A 19,020-nucleotide genomic window follows, 5' to 3' on the forward strand; every position below is an offset into this window, starting at 1 on the left:
TTACGTTAATTGATCTTGAAGTTTACGTTGGGCATGGAACGAACCCTTCCGTCCGGACCTTTCACCTTGATATTGTCGAAATACACCTGGTCGCCGGGTTTGATGCCACGGATGGCACCCTGCAACTCGGGGTTGGCGGGCCACATTTCGGAGGTGGCGTCGCCTTCGGCATACGGACGGTTGCGCGATTCGATACCCATACGGTAGCCTACTACAGCGTAGCGGACACCGTCGAACACGAAGTCTTCCAGGTCGGCGCGGAGGCCTTGCTGCACTTTGAATTCGGCGGCTTTCATGGTGGGGCCTTTGGTGAGGCCTACCTTGATAGACGGGTCGGGTACGTTCTTCACTCGGAATTCTTTGCTGGCGAGGGTTTTCACCTGGCCGTCCACTTCAGCGGAAACCGTTACCACGGCTTTACCGGTTGAGCTGACGGTCACCACGAATTCGCCCGGGCCTTTTTTAGTGATCTGGCCACCGCAACCGCTGATCGTCGCATTCACTTTGTCAGACGGTACGCCTGCTGCGGTGATGGAGATCGGGTTTTGGAGGGCTACGTACATCACGTTCATTTTATCGGCCGAGATGGAAGTAGCGGCTGCGCTCACTTTATAAGTTTCCTCGAAAGGAGAACTCTCAACTTGTCCATTAGGCTTGGTCAATTGAACCATACCCGCGATTTTGAACTCGCCGATGCTGTTCACCGGCAGTTCATACACACCTTTACCTCCCGATGCGGTAACAGAAGTACCATTAATCACGATGGTCGGATTTACGGTGCTACTGTATGCGCCCATCACTACGGTAGCCTTGAGGGTCTGGCCGGGAGTGAAGTTTTTCGAGTTGAGGGAAACAAAGGCTTCCATTTTATCGAATGTAAAGTCGTCTTCCGATACTTCCTTCATCAGTTTGTCGATGATCATGGCTTCGGAGTTCCTGATATCATTTTGGAACTTGCTGAGCAAGGTAACGGCGGCGATAGTCGGTACCATGTTGAAGTGGTAAGCCGTCCAGTCTTTCTTCACCGGGCCTTTCTGAGGGGGCAATGTGATGTGGAGCGGGAGGCTCGTATCGAATGCCGCCCTGTCTTTCGGATTGATCAGCGCCAACAATTGATTGCGATAATCGGTCAGTTGTTTTTCAAGCGCCGGGCCTTGCTTCTGATTTTCCATGATGCGTGTAGGCGCATCCAGGTTGTCTTTGCTTTTGATTTCCTTCTCGTCGTTATAGCCACCGGCGGCTACGATAATTTTTTCCTTGAGGGAGTCAAGGTAGGTATAGGTTTGAGCGGACAATTGGCGAACCTGGTCCGCCTTATCTTTCCTCGGCCTTACTTTCGCTTCATCGGACGCCAACAGTTTTTCGAACTGTTTATACGTTTTATCGTTTTTGTTGGCGATCGATTCATTGGAGTTGGCGATGGAATTGTTTACGATATCGAATGCGTTCAGGATCTCGGCGGATACGTTCAACGCTAACATTGCAGTAAGTACCAGGTACATGAAGTTGATCATCTTCTGCCTGGGATCTTTTGGTAATGCCATAGTAGTCTACAAGTTTTAGAATTGAATGTCTCTTGTTAATTCACTATTGCGTTACCTTATCTGCCTTGCATGGCTGTGAGCATGTTGCCGTAAACGGTGTTCAGGTTGCTGAGGTTGCGGGCCAGCAGCGTGATTTGTTCCTGCGTTTTCTTGGCATCGTCTACGCTGCCGCTCATGGCTTTGGAAGCTGTGAGGAGGTTGCTGTAGAAGCTGTTCATCGCTTTCAGGTGGTTATTGGTATCCTGCAGTTCCAGTTCGTAGATGGCGTTCAGGGAGGCCAGGTTTTTGGTCATGGACTGAACCTGCTCGTGGAAGTTGCGGGTAGACTCGGAAGCGTTGTTGAAGGTAGATACGGCTGCTGCTGCATTGGTGTAAGCCTGTGTCACGGAACCGATAGCGTTGGCAGCTTCGCGGGTTTTGGCGGTGTAATCGCCGGTGGCGGCTACTACATCGGAAATGTCGCGCATTTTGTCGACAGTGGTACCCAGTTTGGAGAAGTTGTCGCTCAGGCGGCTGAGGTTAGCGGGCGTGATGTCGGCTTCTTCCAGCATCTTGTCCATTTTGGCAAGGGTGGGGCTGCCGGCAACTACCACGCCACCAGCTGCGGGTGCAGGGCTGCTATCGGGAACGAATGCATAAACAAAGAAGATAAGGGCTTCTACGCTCAGACCCAGGATCAGTGCAATGTCTGCTCCAGGCCAGTGCTGCAGTTTGAAAAGTGCCCCGATGATCACCACCGATGCGGCGATACATACAAAGAAATTAAGCCATTTCGCTGTGTTAGGATTCATAGCCATAGGTTAAAATTTAATTTTATGGGTGATTAAAAGGTAAAAAGCTCGATGCATGCTTGCTGTGCTCATAATGATAGATTTTAAACGTGAGGTTTTATCACCAGGATTTCAGCTATTTATTCCTATTTCCTTTTGTTGAAATCGTTTTTGGACCGGCTCAGGAACGCGATGGTGCAACGGAAGCCGATGTAAGACTTCGCACTGTCCTGGTACTCGTAGGCACGCGTCCCGTTTTGCAGGAAGTGCCCGATATCCTTCCAGCTGCCTCCGCGGATGGTTTTCCGCTTCATCTTCGGCGGCGCGTTGTCGGCAACGTCCATCCGCAGATAAGGGTTCATATCGGAGGTGAAGGAATAGGCGTTCTGATAATAAATGTCCTGCGTCCACTCGGCTACGTTGCCGGCCATGTTGTACAGACCGTAATCGTTGGGCCAGTAAGCGTCGGCGCGCACGGTATAGAAACCACCGTCTTCCGGATAGTTACCGCGGCCGGGCTTGAAGTTGGCGAGCAGACAGCCTTTCTTGTTGCGGATATAATAACCGCCCCAGGGGTATGGCGCCTGTTCACGACCGCCGCGCGCGGCATATTCCCACTGCGCTTCAGACGGCAACTGGAATTTGTCTTCCGTGAAAAGCTTCTTGGAAGAACGGTAGTCGTCCCAGAACTTGGAGCGCCATTCGCAGAAGGTATTGGCCTGGTGCCAGTTTACGCCCACAACCGGATAGTTGTCGAACGCAGGGTGCCAGAAATACATACGCGTCATGGGCTCGTTATAAGCGTACGAGAAGTCGCGGATCCAGCAAAGGGTGTCCGGGTAAATGGGCACGTCTTTCCGGTCGATGAACTGGGAACGCGGTTTGTCCTTGTTCTCACGCAGCTTCGCCTTGTCCCAGTTGAAACGCTCCTCGTGGTATTTCAATTTACGAACGTCGATCTCCACGCGGCCGTACAACCGGTCTTCCGGAGAATACATCATCGCGTCGAGCTTTTCGTAAGTCGATTTGTCTTTCCAGTTGATCTTCTGTTTCCAATCAACATAGTCTACCCCGTTATCATTCTTCACATGCCCCATGAGCACGTGCGCCATGGAATCGATCACCCAGTTCACGAACTGACGGTACTCGTTGTTCGTGATTTCGGTGGCATCCATGTAAAAACCGGAGATCGAGATCGACTTATTCCTTGCCGTGAAGGAATAATTCACATCCTCGTCGTTCGGCCCCATGTGAAAAGTCCCGGAAGGAACATAAACCATTCCATAAGGTACGGGGGAGTGTACTTCGGCCTGGGACTAACGCCTATCAACTGACCCTGTGCGTTCTTGGCGGATTTGCCCCCGCCACCGCAACTGGCCAGCAATACCGCCAGCAGCACGACCAACAGCCCACTACAATAATTAAGCTTCATAAGGGTGACTTTCATTAGAATACGTTTTTTCTTTAACCTGCCAGATGCTTCTGCCAAACGACAAGACAACACTACAGTCACGCTTTTCACCTGGTTGTATCACAGAAAGATAGCAAATGTATTATTTTTTTTAATCCGTAGTATGTTTTCTTCCAACTTTTTCAACCGCACATTTCCCGGCTACGCAATATAGTAAAACGAAGGTTTTAACATTTTATTATGTCGCAACACCGATCGCCGGCAATTTAGCAGCACGCTCCGGGGATAACGCCTTTCCGTAAAGGCCTGTCCGTCAAGTCCAAATACGCATTTACAATAAATATAATATTTATTTGGAAATAATCAACGCAGGATTTTCCTCCGAAATGCTAATTTATCAAAGGGAATGCAATTTACAACAATTCTCATATTAAATTATTGATTTCCGATATATATTCTACCGGCCGCTCGCAGCGGTATTCCCGGCAAACATACACCAGCGTCTTCCCTTCCACCCTCCTGTTTTGCAGCAACGGCATGTCTTCCACATCGTTATCCGCTCCCAGCATCACCTTGAAAGGCAGGTACATCGCGTTCAGCTCCTTCATCCGCTCCAGGTAGTCCGGCCCGGCCACCGCCAGCTCCGGTTCCCCCTGCACCAGGCGCATCACCATCGCCGCCCACACCCCGAACGAAGTGGGGTACCGCATCACCGTTTGCCCCAGGCTTGCCGTCATCGCCAGCGCCCTTTCGGCCCAGCCCTTCTCGTCATAAACAATGGAAAGATGCCAAAGGTTATGCGCCATCAGCGCATTGCCGCTCGGCACCGCCCCGTCGTACACCTCCTTCTTACGTACGATCACATCTTCCTGCCCGGATTCGGTGTAATAGAAATAACGTCCGGTTTCGTCTCCGAATTGTGCCGTCACGTAGTTTGTGATCGCTTTTGCTTCGCGGAGCCAGGCCAGGTTGCCCGTTACTTCCTGCAGCGCGATCAGCGCGCGGATGAGCGCGGCGTAATCGTCGAGGAACGCGGGATAGCGGGCCTCACCGTTCTTATACGTATGCCAGAACGCCGGCGTTTCCCCGGGCCTGCGCATTTTTTCCATCACCAGGTTCATCGCGCGTTCGGCCATCGCCGCGTATTTCTCCACGCCCAGCGCGCCGGCAGCCTTGCACAGCGCGTGGATCATGAGGGCGTTCCAGCCCAGGAGGATCTTATCGTCCAGCCCCGGCCGCACGCGCTTGGCGCGGGCTTCCAGGAGCCTGGGCTTGCTCCGCCGGATGAGCGCGTCCAGCTCCGCAACGCTCATTTGCTGCTCCGCCGCCACCGTGGCGATGGGGCGCGGCACCCAGAGGATGTTCACGTCTTCCCAGTTGCCATGCCGGCTCACGTCGAAATACGCGCAGAAAGCGGGCCCATCGGCCCCGAGGAGCGCCATCACCTCTTCTTCGCCCCACACATAAAATTTCCCTTCCACGCCTTCGGAATCCGCGTCCAGCGCGGAATAGAAGCCGCCTTCGGGCGATGTGAGCTCCCGTTCCAGGAAGCCCAGCGTTTCCTGCACGGCCACCGCATACCGGGCTTCGCCGGTGAGTTGCCAGGCTTCGCAGAGCACGTCGGTCAGCAGCGCGTTGTCGTACAGCATCTTCTCGAAATGCGGCGCGAGCCACTTTTCGTCTGTCGAATATCTCGCGAAACCTCCGCCCAGCTGGTCGTTGATCCCGCCGTCGATCATCTTGTCGAGCGAAAGGAGCGCCTGTTGCAGGGCGGCTTCGTCTTTATTCATCCGGTAATAGCGCAGCAGGTAGCTGATGGAAAAGGTGCCGGGGAATTTCGGCGCGCGACCGAACCCGCCCCATTCCTTATCCGCCTGCCCGAGAATGGCCAGTGCCATGGCGTTGCACTGGGCGGCGGTGAACTGTTCTTCCCGCGGCAGCAGGTCATTGACCGCGTCCATCCCGAACTGGTTACTGTTTTCCAGGTGCTGGGTGAGGTTGGCAGCCTGCTGCTCGATGTCGGCGCGCTTGGTATGGAAAGCGTCCGAAACGGCGGTCAGCACTTCCGTCCAGGAAGGCCGGTTGTAGACGGCCTGCGGCGGAAAGTAGGTGCCGCCGTAAAACGGGCGCCTGTCGGGCAGGAGGAACACGTTCAGCGGCCATCCGCCCTGGCCGCTCATGGCCTGGAGGGCGTCCATGTAAATATGGTCGATATCGGGGCGCTCTTCGCGGTCGATCTTGATGTTGACGAAGTGCTCGTTCATGATGGCGGCGGTGGCTTCGTTTTCGAAGCTTTCGCGTTCCATGACGTGGCACCAGTGGCAGGCGGCGTAGCCGATGCTGACGAGCACGGGCTTGTTTTCCGCCCTGGCTTTCTCGAAGGCTTCTTCGCCCCAGGGGTACCAGTCTACCGGGTTGTGCGCGTGTTGCAGGAGGTATGGACTGGTTTCTTTCGCTAATCTGTTTGCCATCTTGCCTTGTTTTTTTGCGAAAATAAAAAAGGGGAACATCATTCGATGCTCCCCCGATAATTTTCGTAAAGGTCGATATTATTTTTGAAGTCCCTGCAGGAATTGTTCCAGCGCGGCCACCATGGAGGGGGCTTGCGGTGCGGGGGCTTTGATGTCGAGTTTCAGGCCGGCTTCTTCCACGGCGGCGGAGGTGGTGGGACCGAATGCGCCGATGCGGGTGCCGTTCTGTTTGAATTTCGGAACGTTTTCGAAGAGGGATTTCACGCCGTAGGGGCTGAAAAACACGATGAGGTCGTATTCTGTTTTCAGGACTTCCGACACGTCGTTCGAAACGGTTTTGTACAGCGTTGCTGCAGCATAGTCACACTTGTTTGCCTTCAGCCATTCTTCGATGTCTTTTTTCTGGCTGTCTGCACTGGGGAAGAGGAATTTCTCGTTTTCCCTGTGTTTGTTCATGACTTCCAGGAGGCTTTTGGTAGAACCGTCTGCCCCGTAAAACACTTTACGTTTGCGGTAAAGGATGAATTTCTGGAGATAGAGTGCAACCGCTTCTGTAATGCAAAAATATTTGCATTCCTGCGATACCTTAACTTTCAGTTCCTCGCAAATACGAAAGAAGTGATCTACGGCATTCCTGCTGGTGAAAATCACTGCGGAATGGTTGACAATATCAATCTTCTGCTTGCGGAACTCCTTACCAGGCACACCTTCTACCCTGATGAACGGAAAGAAGTCCAACCGGACGTTGAATTTCTTAGCGAGGTCGAAATAAGGTGATTTCTCTGTTTCTGGCTTAGGTTGGGAAATTAGGATCGTCAGTTGTTTTTCCTCTTTTTTTGGCCCGCCTTTGATCATACGAAATTTGCTCTTGTGTTAACAATGTGGCTTCCTTACGGGTTACCAGTTAACCAAAGTAAAAGTACCTTTGTGATTATTAAAACCGGCACTACTTCGAATGCGCAAAGGTAAAGAAAAAATGCAATTTGCTGAAGGAGAGATATTGACGCACGAGTGAATAGGACCTTACGTACCTGTACACAACCAGTAATACAATAAAAAATATCGATATATAGAGGCAAATACTGGCAATTTCCGGTGAACAGAACGCCAAAACCACCAGGAACGGCGCCAGCAAAATCCCCAGCACCTTGTTGATCAGGTAGAGGATGAAAACGTACGCATCCACCAGTTCCTCACTCCCGAAAAGCCATCCGCAGAACCGCAGCACCACGTATTTTATGAGATAAATGATCCCGACCAGCAGCATCAGCCCCGGTATGAGCATCCAGGCGATGGCGCCCGTAGGGTAATCGAGCCGGTACATGAGCAGGTATAAATACAGGCCCAGGCTGATGACGAAGAAGAAATTCAGGAGGAAGTTCGGGAAGGGCGACTGCGAAAGCTGGTCTTTCAACTGCCGCTGGCTCAGCGTGGGGTTGAAAAAGGCGCGGAACATATCGTTGAAATATTTCAGGTAGGAACTGCGGATGATGCCCAACAGCAGTAACACGCCGGCCACGAGGTACACCAGCCAGTCTTGCCCCGTACTTTTGCGGGCGGGATTGACGTCGAGCAGTACGGGCTTGCCTTTGCGGGAAAGAAAGGTGTTCTTTTCGAGGAGCGACCGCATGATGGTGTCATACGCATGCACTTTGGGCGCAGCGGCCAGCAGCGAGTCTGCCACCCGGGCCTTCAGCGAGTCTGCCGCATGAAGCGCCGCGGTTTGAGCGGAATCTGGCTTACCTTTGTGCGCAGCGGCGGGCCTGGTGGCGGTGGCAGCAGGGGTTTGCCGGGTGGCTGCAGGCTTCTTTTTCGCGGAACTGTCGGCCTGCGCCATCGTTTGGAGGGCACATACGATCAGCATCCATATCATCATCCAGGTTCGCAACGGCTAAAATTTTATAATGCAACTTAACTTTTCCAGTTCCAAAAATATCAACAAAACTGACATGTATTTTCGAGGTTTGCAAATTAATCCCCTAAAACTTTTCTAAGCGCGCATGGCCGGAATCTATCTCCACATACCGTTTTGCAAAAAGGCTTGCCATTACTGCAACTTTCACTTCTCTACTTCCCTGCAGTTGCGGGGCGAGATGGTGGATTGCATCGCGGCCGAAGCGGTCCTCCAGCGCAGCTACCTCCAGGGCCAGCCCGTGGGCACCGTCTACTTCGGAGGCGGCACTCCCAGCCTCATCGGCCCGGAAGCCATTCAACGTTTGCTGGACGTTCTCCGCCAGCATTACGACATCCTCCCCGACGCGGAAATCACCCTGGAAGCCAATCCGGACGATCTTTCGCCCGAAAACCTCCGCGCTTTCCGGGCTACGGGCGTCAACCGCCTCAGCATCGGGGTGCAGTCGTTTTTCGAAGAAGACCTGAAATGGATGAACCGCGCCCACCATGCGGAACAGTCCATCGATTGTTTGAAAGAAGCCCGCGCAGCGGGGTTCGATAACTTCAGCATCGATCTCATTTACGGCGGCCCCACTCTTACCGACGAGCGCTGGCTGGCCAATATCCACCAGGCCGTGGCGCTGAACATCCCCCACCTGTCTTGCTACGCCCTTACCGTGGAGCCCGGCACCGCGCTCGATCATTTCATCCAGCACCACAAAATCCCGCCCATCGACCCCGACCGTGCCGCCAAGCATTTCGGCATCCTCATGGAAACCCTCGAAACAGCGGGGTACGAACATTACGAGATTTCCAACTTCGCGCTGCCCGGCAAGCGTTCGAAGCACAACAGCAGTTACTGGCAGGGGAAACATTACCTCGGCCTCGGCCCTTCCGCCCATTCGTTCAACGGCACTTCGCGGCAGTGGAACATCGCCAACAACCCGCTGTACATCCAAAGCATCAAAAAAGATACGGTGCCGTTCGAGATCGAAATGCTCAGTCCCAGCATGGCGCTGAACGAACATATCATGATCTCGCTGCGCACGGAAGCCGGATGCCAGCTGGAAACCGTGGCGGAGCGATTCGGGGCCGACAAGAAATCGGCGCTCCTCGCCGCCAGCCGCGAGTTCATCCGCAAAGGCTGGATGCGGCAAGACGATGACCGCCTCACGCTCACGCGCGAAGGAAAATTCTTTGCCGACGGTATTGCCGCCGCGCTTTTCTTTTAAATCAGTCCTTTTTCCAGCTCGAGGAAAGCTTCTTCGGGATGCAGCTGCTCCCAAAGTATCGCGTAGATTTTCTGTGCGATGGGCATGTATGCGCCGATGCGCCCGTTGATCTCCGCGATGCAACGGCTCGCATAATACCCTTCCGCGATCATGTTCAGTTCCAGCTGCACCGCCTTAACGCTGTAGCCTTTGCCGATCATGTTGCCGAAGGTGCGGTTGCGGCTGTGGAGCGAATAGCACGTTACCAGCAGATCGCCGAGATAGGCGCTGGCGTTGTAGTTGTGCGTCACGGCTTCGCGGCCGCTGCCGGCTTCGTACTGGCCGTATTTCTCCAGGAATTCCTGCATTTCTCGGAAGCAGTTCGTGATGAACACGCTGAGGAAATTATCGCCGTATTCGAGGCCATGCGCAATGCCGGCGCCCATCGCGTAAATATTTTTCAGCACGGCGGCGAACTGCACGCCGTTGAGGTCGGTATTGGCGATGGTCTGAAGATAACTGTTCGTGAAAAGTGCGGCGATCGATTCGGCTGCTTCGAGATCGGTACCGGAAAACGTCAGGTAAGACAGCTTTTCGTTGGCCACTTCCTCTGCGTGGCAGGGCCCGGTGATGGTGAAGTATTTTTCCGCCGGCACGTTGAACCGCTCGGCGAGGTAATCGTTGATGAGTTGATTGGTGACGGGAACGAGGCCTTTGATGGCCGAGATCACTTTCTTTCCTTCGAACGCATCGGCCGGGAGCTGTTCGAGCACGGCGGGGAGAAATGCGGACGGTACGGACAGGATGACGATATCGCTGGCTGCCACCACTTCCGCAGCGCGGCTGTTCAGTGAAAGCAGGCTCGTATCGAAGTAAACGGAGGTGAGATAATGTTTGTTATGATGGCGCAACTGCATGTGTTTGATGGTTTCTTCGTTGCGTATCCACCAGTGAATATGATTATTGTTGTCTGTCAGTATTTTGGCGAGTGCGGTTGACCAGCTGCCGCTTCCAATGATCCCGATATGGTTTGCCATGCGCTTCTGTTCCGTTTGGTTGGGCGCAAAGGTACGAAAATATAAAGTTACGGCTGGCTGGTGCCTTGTATTGCGATGTATGTAAAAACAAAAGGGGCGGCTCGTGAAAGCCGCCCCTGCATTATATTTCAGGTATAATTACTTCTTCGCTTCGAACAGTTCTGAACGGGGTACCACTTTCACCTTTTTACCGTTTTCCAGCTCGCGCGATACCGCGGTGTACGGACCGCTCACCACGCTTTCGCCGGCTTTGAGGCCGGAGGTGATCTGGATATTGTTATCGTCCTGGATGCCGGTGGTTACTTTGCGGAGCAGCACGGTATTGTCGGCCTGCAGCACGAATACCACTTCCTGGAAATCTTGCCGCTGGGTACCGCCGCCGCCTTCCGCATCTGCGGCATTGGCGGTGTTGGCGTTGTTTTCCTTCGGCGCTTTTTTCGCGGATTTATCCTTCTTCGTGGTATCGGAAAGATCGCGGGTAGTTACGGCGTTGATGGGAATGGAAAGCACGTTTTTCTCGGTGCGCGTCTGGATGTCTACGTTGGCAGACATGCCGGGGCGGAACGGGAACCGGCGCGGGTTGTTGGGATCGAGCAGGTCTTTGTAAGACGATACCAGGATGCGGATGCGCACCACATAGTTCGTTACCTGCTCGGCAGAAGAGGTGCTGGTAGTGGAAGCCGTTGCCGCGCCTTTGGAGGAGCTGGCGATCTGGGTCACCAGGCCTTTGAATTTGCGGCCGGTATAAGCATCGACTTCTATCAGCGCGGAATCGCCGACCTTTACTTTCGGGATATCGTTTTCACCAACGTCTACCTGCACTTCCATGGTAGACATATCGGCGATGCGCAGCATTTCGGTACCCGACATCTGCCCCGTTCCTACCACGCGCTCGCCTTCTTCCACGGAAAGGAGGCTCACGGTGCCGCCTGTGGGCGCGGCGATGGTGGTACGGCTGAGGTTTTTGTTCGCTTCAGCCAGGTTCGCTTCGGCGCTGGCCACGGCGAATTTGTTGGCGTTGATGCGCTGGCTGGCGGCATTGTAGTCAGACAGGGCGGCTTTGTAGGTAGCGTCTGCCGTTTCGAATTCCTGGCGGCTGATCACTTTTTCCTTATACAATTGGTTGTTACGGTCGTAGGAAGCCTTGGCCTGGTCGAGCCGGGCCTTGAAAGCCGCGAGCGCCGCGGTGGCGTTGGCAAGCTCCGCCTGCGTCTGGGAAACGGCGGCTACCTGCCGGTCGCGGTTGGAGGCGTAGATGTCTGCGTATATGTGCGCCAACGTCTGTCCTTTCATCACGGAATCACCTTCCTTCACGAGCAACTTGGTAATTTCACCGGAAACGTCGGAGCTAACTTTCACTTCCACTTCCGGATAAATTTTGCCGGACGCGGAAACGATTTCGATGATATCCTTATCGGAAGCCTTGTCTATAGCTACTTTCAGCCCTTCGTCCTTCCCTGATCCGCGGACGATGGCTACAATGACGATAAGGGCCACCAGGGCCCCTATCCACCAAAAAATCTTTTTTCTTTTCTTCATATACGCTTTGTATTACTGTGTCATGGAACACTACAGCGTAATTTTCTGATCGCGATAGAATTCCAGTAGTTTAACTTTGAAAATATAGTCGTACAAGGCGGAGACGCGTTCGATCTGCGCCTTGAAAAGGTTCGTTTGCGTGGTGACGTATTCCACGGTGTTCATGAGCCCTACTTCGAAGCGTTTCGTCGCGAAGTCGAACGCTTTCTGGGAAGCCCGTTCCGTGGTGATGGACGCCTGGTATTTCTGATAGGCGCCAACAGCGTCTGCATGGGCGGTATAAACATCCTGGCGGAGCTGGAGGCGATTGATGTCTTGCGTCAGTTTCCGGTTTTCCAGGTCGATCTTCGCGCGTTCCACCTGTCCGCGCAGCTGCCATCCGTTGAAGATAGGGAAGCTGAGGGAAATACCGATATTCTGGCCGAAGTTATCCGACAGCTGGCGGCCCACGGTATATTTCCGGGTAGCGCGGTTGTTGAATTTATCGTAGGTGAAAACGGTATCCAGGGGGTTCGATTTCGGGAAACCGATGCTGGAAACGTAGGTTACGAAGTTATCAGGACCGTACTGTTCGTAGCGGATACCGCCGGCGAGCCGCGTATCTGCGCCGGCATTGGCGCGGAGGCGGGGATACATGGCGCCTTTGGCGGCGGAAAGCGTTTTGTCCGCCGATTTCACGCGCATTTCGTCTGACCGGTATTGCGGCTGGATCGAAAGTGCGGAGCTGAACACCATTTCCGGCGAAGTTTCCGTGAGGTTGATCACGGGCACGGCGGCGATGTTGTCGGGGATTTTGGTATCGAAAGGCACTTCAAAGCCCAGGTTCAGCAAGGCTTTCATCTGGAGCGTCCGTAAAATGACGGCATTTTCGGCGGTTACCAGCGTGGAGCTGTCGCGCGCCAGCTGCGCTTCCAGGTCTGCCTGGTTGCTTTCGGGCACCGATCCTGCCAGCACGAGTTTCTTCGTGTTTTCCAGCTGTGCCTTGCTCAGGTCTACCTGCGCACGGCTGATTTTCACCTGTTCCCCGGCCAGGAGTATCTGCAGGAACGCGTTCGCCACGTTCACACCCATATCGTTCCGCGCTTTTTCCAGCAGGTAATTCTGCGCGTACACTTCGTATTTGGAAGAAGCCACCGTATTCCGTTTCTGGAACCAGCCGAACAGGTCTGCCCCGGCCGAAAGGCCCAGGCTGGCGTTGAACGTGGCCTTGTTATCGAACTGGTTGGTGGTAATGTTGATGGACCGGCCGAAGATATAGCCTGCGCTCCCGTTGCCCGTAAGCGTCGGCAGCATGGACATCCTGTCGACTTTCAGCGTCAGTTCCGCCAGCCGTTTGTTCAGCACGCTTTGCTGCAACGTCAGGTTATGGCTGAGGGCGTACTCGTAACAACGCTGGTACGTCCACTCCCCTTCCTGCGCCATTGCCGGGCGGACAGACAATACCAAAGCCACGATGAGGGCGGTAAAAGCGGGCGAAAATTTCATAGCCGGTCGTAAAAATTTGAAATGTTGTGATACCATGCCGGTTTCCTGATTTAAAGGCACAAACTTCCTGCGTGCGGCAAGGGGCCCCACGAATTTAAGGCAAAACATCATATGATGAGTTTTTAGCTTCCGGAAAAATATCCAACCGGTCATTGGATCCTTCCGTCCATGATTTGAATGACCCGGTTGCCGTAACCGGCATTGACGTCGGAATGGGTTACCTGGACGATCGTGATGCCGTCCTTTTTATTCAGCTCCGCGAACAGTTCCATGATCTGCCGGGCCTGGTCGGAATGCAGGTTGCCCGTGGGCTCGTCGGCGAAAATCACCGACGGCTCCGCCACAATGGCCCTCGCGATGCCCACCAGCTGCTGCTGGCCGCCCGAAAGCTGCGTGGGGAAAAGGTCTTTCTTCGCCACCATGTTAAACCTGTCGAGTATATCCGCCACGCGGCTCTTCCGTTCGCCGGAAGGCACATTCTTATATAACAGCGGCGTTTCTATATTTTCGTACACCGTCAGCTCGTCGATAAGATGATAAGCCTGGAACACGAACCCGATCGATCCCCGGTGCAGCTGCGTTCTTTTCTTGTCGTTCATCTTGTGCACCGGCTCGTCCTGGAACAGGTACTCCCCTTCCGAAGCGTCTTCCAACATCCCCAGGATGTGCAGCAAAGTCGATTTTCCAGAGCCCGACGGGCCCATGATCGACACAAATTCCCCCTGCTGGATGTCCAGGTTCACGTCTTTCAAAATCTCGTGCTTCCCGAAACCTACCGGATAGTGCTTTGTAATGTTACGCAGTTGTATCATGATCTGAATGTAAAAAAAATTATGTTCTGGAAATATGCTATTCCGTTCTCAATGATTTGACGGGGTTCATCAACGCCGCCCGTACGCTCTGGAAACTCACCGTGAGCGCGGCCACCAGCATGGCCATGCCGCCTGCCATCACGAAAATGCTCCAATGAATGTCTGTCCGGTAAGCGAACTCTTTCAGCCATTGCCGCATCAGCACCCACGCCAGCGGAGACGCGATGAGGATCGCGATGCCCACCAGCACGAGGAAGTCGCGCGAGATGAGCGTGGCCACGCCTGCCGCAGAAGCGCCCAATACTTTCCTGATCCCGATCTCGCGGGTACGCTGCCCGATGATGAGCATCGCCATGGCGAACAGCCCCATGCAGGAAATGATGATGGTCAACACGCCGCCGCTGATGAAAACCCGCATCAGCGTTGCTTCCGCACGGTATTGCCTTTCGGTGTTCTCGTTCACGAACGAACCGATGAACGGCGTTTCCGGCGCCACGCGCTTCCAGGAAGCCGCCAGCTTGTCCATCGAAGCCACCAGCTCGCCAGGCGCCACCCGCACAAAAATATAGGAAGGCCGCTGATCTGGCCCCAGCAGATGCAGGGTCAGGGGCTCGATGGTGTTATGCAACGATTGGTAATGGTAATCTTTTACGATGCCGATAATGGTATATACCGTGGCGTCCGCAACCTGGTCGTCCATCCTGAAACGGAAGCCCACATGCCCCTTCCCGGGGCCGAACTGCCGTGCCATCTGTTCATTGATGATCAGGCTGTTGGAGTCTGACGCGAGCGCCGCGGAAAAATCGCGCCCGCCGGTCAGCTGCAGGCTCATCGTTTGCACGTAATCGGTAGATACGCCCTGCCAGTGCGACTGCATATCTTTCCCCCCGTCTTGCCACGAAATGATGGAAGTGCTCATACTCCCGTCGATCCCGCGGCCGAAGTTCGTGTTGGCGCCGGTTATGGACAAAATGCCGGGCTGGCCTTTCAGGTCGGACCGGAGGCGTTCCAGCAGCGCGGCCCCGTTCTCTTTCGCGCCTACGGGCACGCTGATAACTTCAGAGGTATTATAGCCGAGGGGCTTATTCCGCAGGTAATTCATCTGCCGCCAGGCGATCAGCGTAGCGATGATCAGCAGGCAGGAAAAAACGAACTGGGTAACGATGAGCGAATTGCGGAAGTAATTCTTCCTCCCCGTCGTCATTTTCCCTTTCAACACGAGCAATGTGCTCGCGCGGGCCATGAGCGCAGCCGGATATCCGCCGGCGAAGGCCGTCACCACGAGCAGGGTAAGAATGATGCCGCCGATGAATTTCGGTTCCAGCAACAGCGAAAAGCTCACGCCCGAACGGAAGAGCGAATTATAAGCCGGCAGGAGCAAAAATGCGGTCAGCCCGCCGACCAGCAGCGCAAAAACGAACAGCAGGAAAGCTTCGCCCCACAGCTGGAGGCTCAACTGCCATTTCTCCGCGCCCATCACCTTGCGCATACCCACTTCACGGGCACGGGTAAAAGATCTGGCCAGGGTCAAGTTGACGAAGTTGATGCTGGCGATGAACAGCAGGAACCCTGCGATGAAGAGCAACATCAATACGAGGCCCTTCTTTTCGCCGCCCAGGTTGGAATTCGGCGAAAAATGCAGTTCTTTCATGGGGATCAGCCCCAGCAACTGGTATTCTCCGTATGCGCCCGGAGTAGCGCCGGCGTTCTTTTGCCGGGCAATGTCTTCCCCATAATACTTTTCCAGCAGCACCTTGCTGGCGCGCTCCACAGTTTCGGGCGAAGTGCCGGGCTGAAGCTCCACAAAGGTTTCGAGGCTGAAGCTGAACCAGTTGTCTTTGCTCTCCGCGTAATCGGATTTATTTTCCAGTCGCACGATGGAAGAAAATATCACACTGGAATTCTCCGGCGCATCGGCCAGCACACCCGTTACGGTAAAGGGTTTCCAGATGTCTCCCAGCTTCAGTTCCATCTGTTTTCCCACCACATCGGCCGTCCCGAAAAGGTTTTTGGCCGTGGTTTCGGACAGCACGATATCGGTGAGCCCCAGCCGGGTTTCGCCTTTCAGAAGCGGGAAGGTGAATATCGAGAAGAAAGATGGATCGGTGTAAGTGGCGTTGATGGCCTGTTGCTCGCCGGTGGTGCGCACGGCCACCCCGTTCTTCACGAGGCGCACTACCTCTTTCACGCCCGGGATTTCCGCCTTGATGGCGGGCGCCAGCGGATGCGGCGTATTGTTCATGGGCGTTACCTTTTCGGCGGTGCGCACATCCTTATAAATACCGAATATCCTGTCGCCTTTTTCATGGAACCTGTCGAACGAGAACTCTTTGTACACGGTCATGCACAGCAGCAGCGCGGTGGCGATGGCTACGGAGAGGCCGACGATGTTCACGAAGGTTACCTGTTTGGCTTTCCAGATGTTGCGGAAAGCGATCTTGATATAATTTCTCCACATAAAAATCGTGGTTTAAAGGTTCGGAGTTATTCTGCCCGGAGCGATTTGACCGGGTTCATCCGTGCGGTGCGTACCGACTGGTAGCTCACGGTCATCATGGCCAGGGCGAGCGACAGCAGCGCCGTTCCCGCGAAAATCCACCAGCTCAGTTCGATGTGCATGGAGAACTGTTCCAGCCAGCCCTGCATGAAATAAGCGGCCAGCGGCAATGCGATGGCAACGGCCACGAGTACCAGCCGCAAGAAGTCTTTGCTGAGCAGTACGAGTATCTGGCCCACGGTAGCGCCGAGCACTTTCCGGATCCCGATCTCTTTGGTCCGCTGCTGCGCCGTGAAAGCCGCCAGCCCGAAGAGGCCGAGGCATGCGATCATGATGGCGAGGATGGTAAACACGGTCGACAGCCGGCCGATCACCGCTTCGCTTTTGTACATTTTCTCGAAGAAAACGTCCATGAACTTCAGTTCCAGCGGGTATTCCGGGTTGAATTCCTTGTAGACGGATTCGATACTGGCCAGCGCTTCGTCTGCCTGGCCGGGCTTGATGCGCACCATCACTTTGCCACCCGGTTCATTGAAGGATTCCAGGATCATGGGTGCCGATTTCTTTGACAGGTGCGAGCTCGCGAAATCGCGCACCACGCCGATGATGGGCGTTTGCCGGTCGTCGACCGTAATAACGCGGCCTACCCAGGGCTTTTGCAGCTTCATGAGCTTGGCGGCGGTTTCATTGATGACGACGGCGTCTTTATCCGTAGGATGATCTGCCGAGAAGGTGCGCCCCTCCAGCATTTCGAGCTGCATGGTTTCCCCGAAGCCGTCTCCCACCGTAATTTTATCGAACAACACTGTTTCCGTGGCGGATTTCCCGGGCCACGACACGCCCTGCCCGCTGTTCCCCACATCGATGGGCAACTGGTTGGCAACCGTGGATGCCATGATACCGGGCTTGCCTTCCAGCGCACGGCGGAACGTTTCCAGGTTTTCGGCCAATCCGCCTTCGCGGGTGAAGTAAACGACCTGGTCTTTGTTCAAGCCCAGGTTCCGGTTTTTGATGAATTGAATCTGCAGGAACACGAGCGCCGCCGCCACGATGAGCACGGTGGAAATCGCGAACTGGAAAACGACCAGGCCCTTCCGCAGCCAAACCGCAGAAGATTTCAACCGCAGCATCCCGCCCTTGAGCGTGGAAACCGGGTTGAGGGACGACAGGTAAAATGCAGGATAACTGCCCGCCGCAAAACCGGTGAAAAGCCCCAGCGCAAAGATCGCCAGCATATTGTACCAGGTGAACAGCGGCACGCCGATCGTGGTATTCACCATCGATTCGAATGCGGGCATCAACAGCCACACCAGCAACACAGACAATACCGAAGCGATCATCACCAAAGCGAACGATTCGCCCAAAAACTGCGACACGAGCGAGAACCGCCCTGCCCCGATGCTTTTGCGAACGCCCACTTCCTTACTGCGTTGTACCGCCCGCGCCGTAGACAGGTTCATGAAGTTGATGCATGCGATCAGCAGTACGAACACCGCTACGATGATGAACAACCGCACATATTCCATCCGGCCTGGCAACAGTTTCCCGTCTTTGAACGAGCCTTTCAGGTAAATATCGGAATAGGGATAGAGGAAAATCTCGGTGGAAGACCCTTCCGCATTGCGTTTGATGATGTCTTTCGCGCTGGCGTTCACCTTGTTGATGTCGGCCTTTTCGTCGAGCAGCACGTACGTCCGCGGCGCGTTGGAGCCCCAGCCTTCGAGCCAGGGATTTTCCGCTTTCAGCTCCTGCATGGGCAGCAGGAACGCGAATTTGAGGGAACTGTTCTCCGGCGGGGCTTTCACCACGCCTGTCACCGTATAGTCTTTAGCGTTATCAAGGCGAACGATTTTGCCGAGTGCTTTTTCGCCACCGAAAAGGGCTTCGGCCGTTTTATCCGTCAGCACCACGCTGCCCGGTTGTGTGAGCGCACGGGCGGGATTGCCTTCCTGGAAAGGGAAGGAAAATATCGAGAAGAATTCGTTGTCTACGTTGTGGCCGGCGAACTTCAGGTTATTGTCCCCCACCGATATCAGTTTTTCGACGTTCCAGCTCACGGAAGCGGCGGTGCGGACACCCGGCACTTCGGTCTTGAGCTTGTTCAGCAGCGGACCGGGCGTTGCCGTGGTGGTGAGCATATCGCCATGCGAATAATACTGATGCTCGTACACCTGGTAAATATTTGGCAGCTTTTCGTGATAGCGGTTAAAGCTGTATTCGTTGGCCACCCAGAGCAGAATGAACATGCAGGCCGTCATCCCGATGGTGAGACCGGTGATGTTGATGACGCCGAATACCTTGTTGTTCCAAAGGTTTCTCCAGGCGATCTTGAGATGGTTTCTAAGCATGT

General features: G+C 54.5%; 13 protein-coding genes. 1 reads left to right on the forward strand and 12 read right to left on the reverse strand.

Annotated elements, in window-relative coordinates; translation table 11 throughout:
• Window positions 1–5: 5 nt before the first annotated feature.
• The 6 genes from gldM to WJU22_RS03495 all read right to left on the reverse strand — a co-directional run bounded on the left by gldM (window position 6) and on the right by WJU22_RS03495 (window position 8,084).
• Window positions 6–1,544 carry a gliding motility protein GldM gene (gldM, locus tag WJU22_RS03470; protein WP_341841895.1) on the reverse strand — a complete coding sequence of 513 codons (1,539 nt, stop codon included), beginning with the start codon at window positions 1,542–1,544 and terminating at the stop codon, window positions 6–8.
• 56 nt (window positions 1,545–1,600) lie between these two features.
• On the reverse strand, window positions 1,601–2,335 hold the full coding sequence (gene gldL, locus WJU22_RS03475) for a gliding motility protein GldL (protein ID WP_240646559.1): 735 nt from the start codon (window positions 2,333–2,335) through the stop codon (window positions 1,601–1,603).
• 125 nt (window positions 2,336–2,460) lie between these two features.
• Window positions 2,461–3,594, reverse strand: coding sequence for an SUMF1/EgtB/PvdO family nonheme iron enzyme (locus WJU22_RS03480; protein ID WP_341841896.1), 1,134 nt, complete (start codon window positions 3,592–3,594; stop codon window positions 2,461–2,463).
• Window positions 3,595–4,150: 556 nt separating this feature from the next.
• Window positions 4,151–6,196 (reverse strand): thioredoxin domain-containing protein, encoded by a 2,046-nt coding sequence (locus WJU22_RS03485; RefSeq protein ID WP_341841897.1) that lies wholly within the window; start codon window positions 6,194–6,196, stop codon window positions 4,151–4,153.
• A gap of 78 nt (window positions 6,197–6,274) precedes the next feature.
• Window positions 6,275–6,934, reverse strand: coding sequence for a uroporphyrinogen-III synthase (locus WJU22_RS03490; RefSeq protein ID WP_240646561.1), 660 nt, complete (start codon window positions 6,932–6,934; stop codon window positions 6,275–6,277).
• Between the two features lie 208 nt (window positions 6,935–7,142).
• Window positions 7,143–8,084 carry a DUF4271 domain-containing protein gene (locus tag WJU22_RS03495; protein ID WP_341841898.1) on the reverse strand — a complete coding sequence of 314 codons (942 nt, stop codon included), beginning with the start codon at window positions 8,082–8,084 and terminating at the stop codon, window positions 7,143–7,145.
• Window positions 8,085–8,196: 112 nt separating this feature from the next.
• Here WJU22_RS03495 and hemW point away from each other — a divergent pair, with 112 nt between their 5' ends.
• Window positions 8,197–9,321: a radical SAM family heme chaperone HemW gene (hemW, locus tag WJU22_RS03500; protein ID WP_341841899.1), complete on the forward strand. Its 1,125-nt coding sequence runs from the start codon at window positions 8,197–8,199 to the stop codon at window positions 9,319–9,321.
• On the opposite strand, the gene WJU22_RS03505 is transcribed toward hemW, so the two are convergent.
• The 6 genes from WJU22_RS03505 to WJU22_RS03530 form a co-directional block, all read right to left on the reverse strand.
• The gene (locus WJU22_RS03505) at window positions 9,318–10,337 is read right to left on the reverse strand and encodes an NAD(P)H-dependent glycerol-3-phosphate dehydrogenase (RefSeq protein WP_341841900.1); all 1,020 of its coding nucleotides are present in this window, start codon (window positions 10,335–10,337) and stop codon (window positions 9,318–9,320) included. The two genes, hemW and WJU22_RS03505, sit on opposite strands and share 4 nt — an antisense overlap.
• 138 nt (window positions 10,338–10,475) lie before the next feature.
• Window positions 10,476–11,876, reverse strand: coding sequence for an efflux RND transporter periplasmic adaptor subunit (locus tag WJU22_RS03510; protein WP_341841901.1), 1,401 nt, complete (start codon window positions 11,874–11,876; stop codon window positions 10,476–10,478).
• Between the two features lie 30 nt (window positions 11,877–11,906).
• Window positions 11,907–13,361, reverse strand: coding sequence for a TolC family protein (locus tag WJU22_RS03515; protein WP_341841902.1), 1,455 nt, complete (start codon window positions 13,359–13,361; stop codon window positions 11,907–11,909).
• A gap of 149 nt (window positions 13,362–13,510) precedes the next feature.
• Window positions 13,511–14,173, reverse strand: coding sequence for an ABC transporter ATP-binding protein (locus tag WJU22_RS03520; protein ID WP_341841903.1), 663 nt, complete (start codon window positions 14,171–14,173; stop codon window positions 13,511–13,513).
• Window positions 14,174–14,210: 37 nt separating this feature from the next.
• A complete protein-coding gene (locus tag WJU22_RS03525; protein ID WP_341841904.1) occupies window positions 14,211–16,631 on the reverse strand; it encodes an ABC transporter permease in 2,421 nt (806 codons plus the stop codon).
• Window positions 16,632–16,657: 26 nt separating this feature from the next.
• Window positions 16,658–19,018, reverse strand: a complete 2,361-nt coding sequence (locus WJU22_RS03530) for an ABC transporter permease (protein ID WP_341841905.1) — start codon at window positions 19,016–19,018, stop codon at window positions 16,658–16,660.
• Window positions 19,019–19,020: the final 2 nt, after the last annotated feature.

Origin of the sequence: Chitinophaga caseinilytica (assembly GCF_038396765.1) — a bacterium.
Classification (GTDB): domain Bacteria; phylum Bacteroidota; class Bacteroidia; order Chitinophagales; family Chitinophagaceae; genus Chitinophaga; species Chitinophaga caseinilytica.

Excerpts from the sequence above, each read along its gene's own strand:
- WJU22_RS03525 (WP_341841904.1), bottom strand. The coding sequence starts at position 16,631 with ATGTGGAGAAATTATATCAAGATCGCTTTCCGCAACATCTGGAAAGCC.
- WJU22_RS03530 (WP_341841905.1), bottom strand. The coding sequence starts at position 19,018 with ATGCTTAGAAACCATCTCAAGATCGCCTGGAGAAACCTTTGGAACAAC.
- WJU22_RS03510 (WP_341841901.1), bottom strand. The coding sequence starts at position 11,876 with ATGAAGAAAAGAAAAAAGATTTTTTGGTGGATAGGGGCCCTGGTGGCC.
- WJU22_RS03515 (WP_341841902.1), bottom strand. The coding sequence starts at position 13,361 with ATGAAATTTTCGCCCGCTTTTACCGCCCTCATCGTGGCTTTGGTATTG.
- gldM (WP_341841895.1), bottom strand. The coding sequence starts at position 1,544 with ATGGCATTACCAAAAGATCCCAGGCAGAAGATGATCAACTTCATGTAC.
- WJU22_RS03520 (WP_341841903.1), bottom strand. The coding sequence starts at position 14,173 with ATGATACAACTGCGTAACATTACAAAGCACTATCCGGTAGGTTTCGGG.
- gldL (WP_240646559.1), bottom strand. The coding sequence starts at position 2,335 with ATGAATCCTAACACAGCGAAATGGCTTAATTTCTTTGTATGTATCGCC.
- WJU22_RS03505 (WP_341841900.1), bottom strand. The coding sequence starts at position 10,337 with ATGGCAAACCATATCGGGATCATTGGAAGCGGCAGCTGGTCAACCGCA.
- WJU22_RS03485 (WP_341841897.1), bottom strand. The coding sequence starts at position 6,196 with ATGGCAAACAGATTAGCGAAAGAAACCAGTCCATACCTCCTGCAACAC.
- WJU22_RS03480 (WP_341841896.1), bottom strand. The coding sequence starts at position 3,594 with ATGGTTTATGTTCCTTCCGGGACTTTTCACATGGGGCCGAACGACGAG.
- hemW (WP_341841899.1), top strand. The coding sequence starts at position 8,197 with ATGGCCGGAATCTATCTCCACATACCGTTTTGCAAAAAGGCTTGCCAT.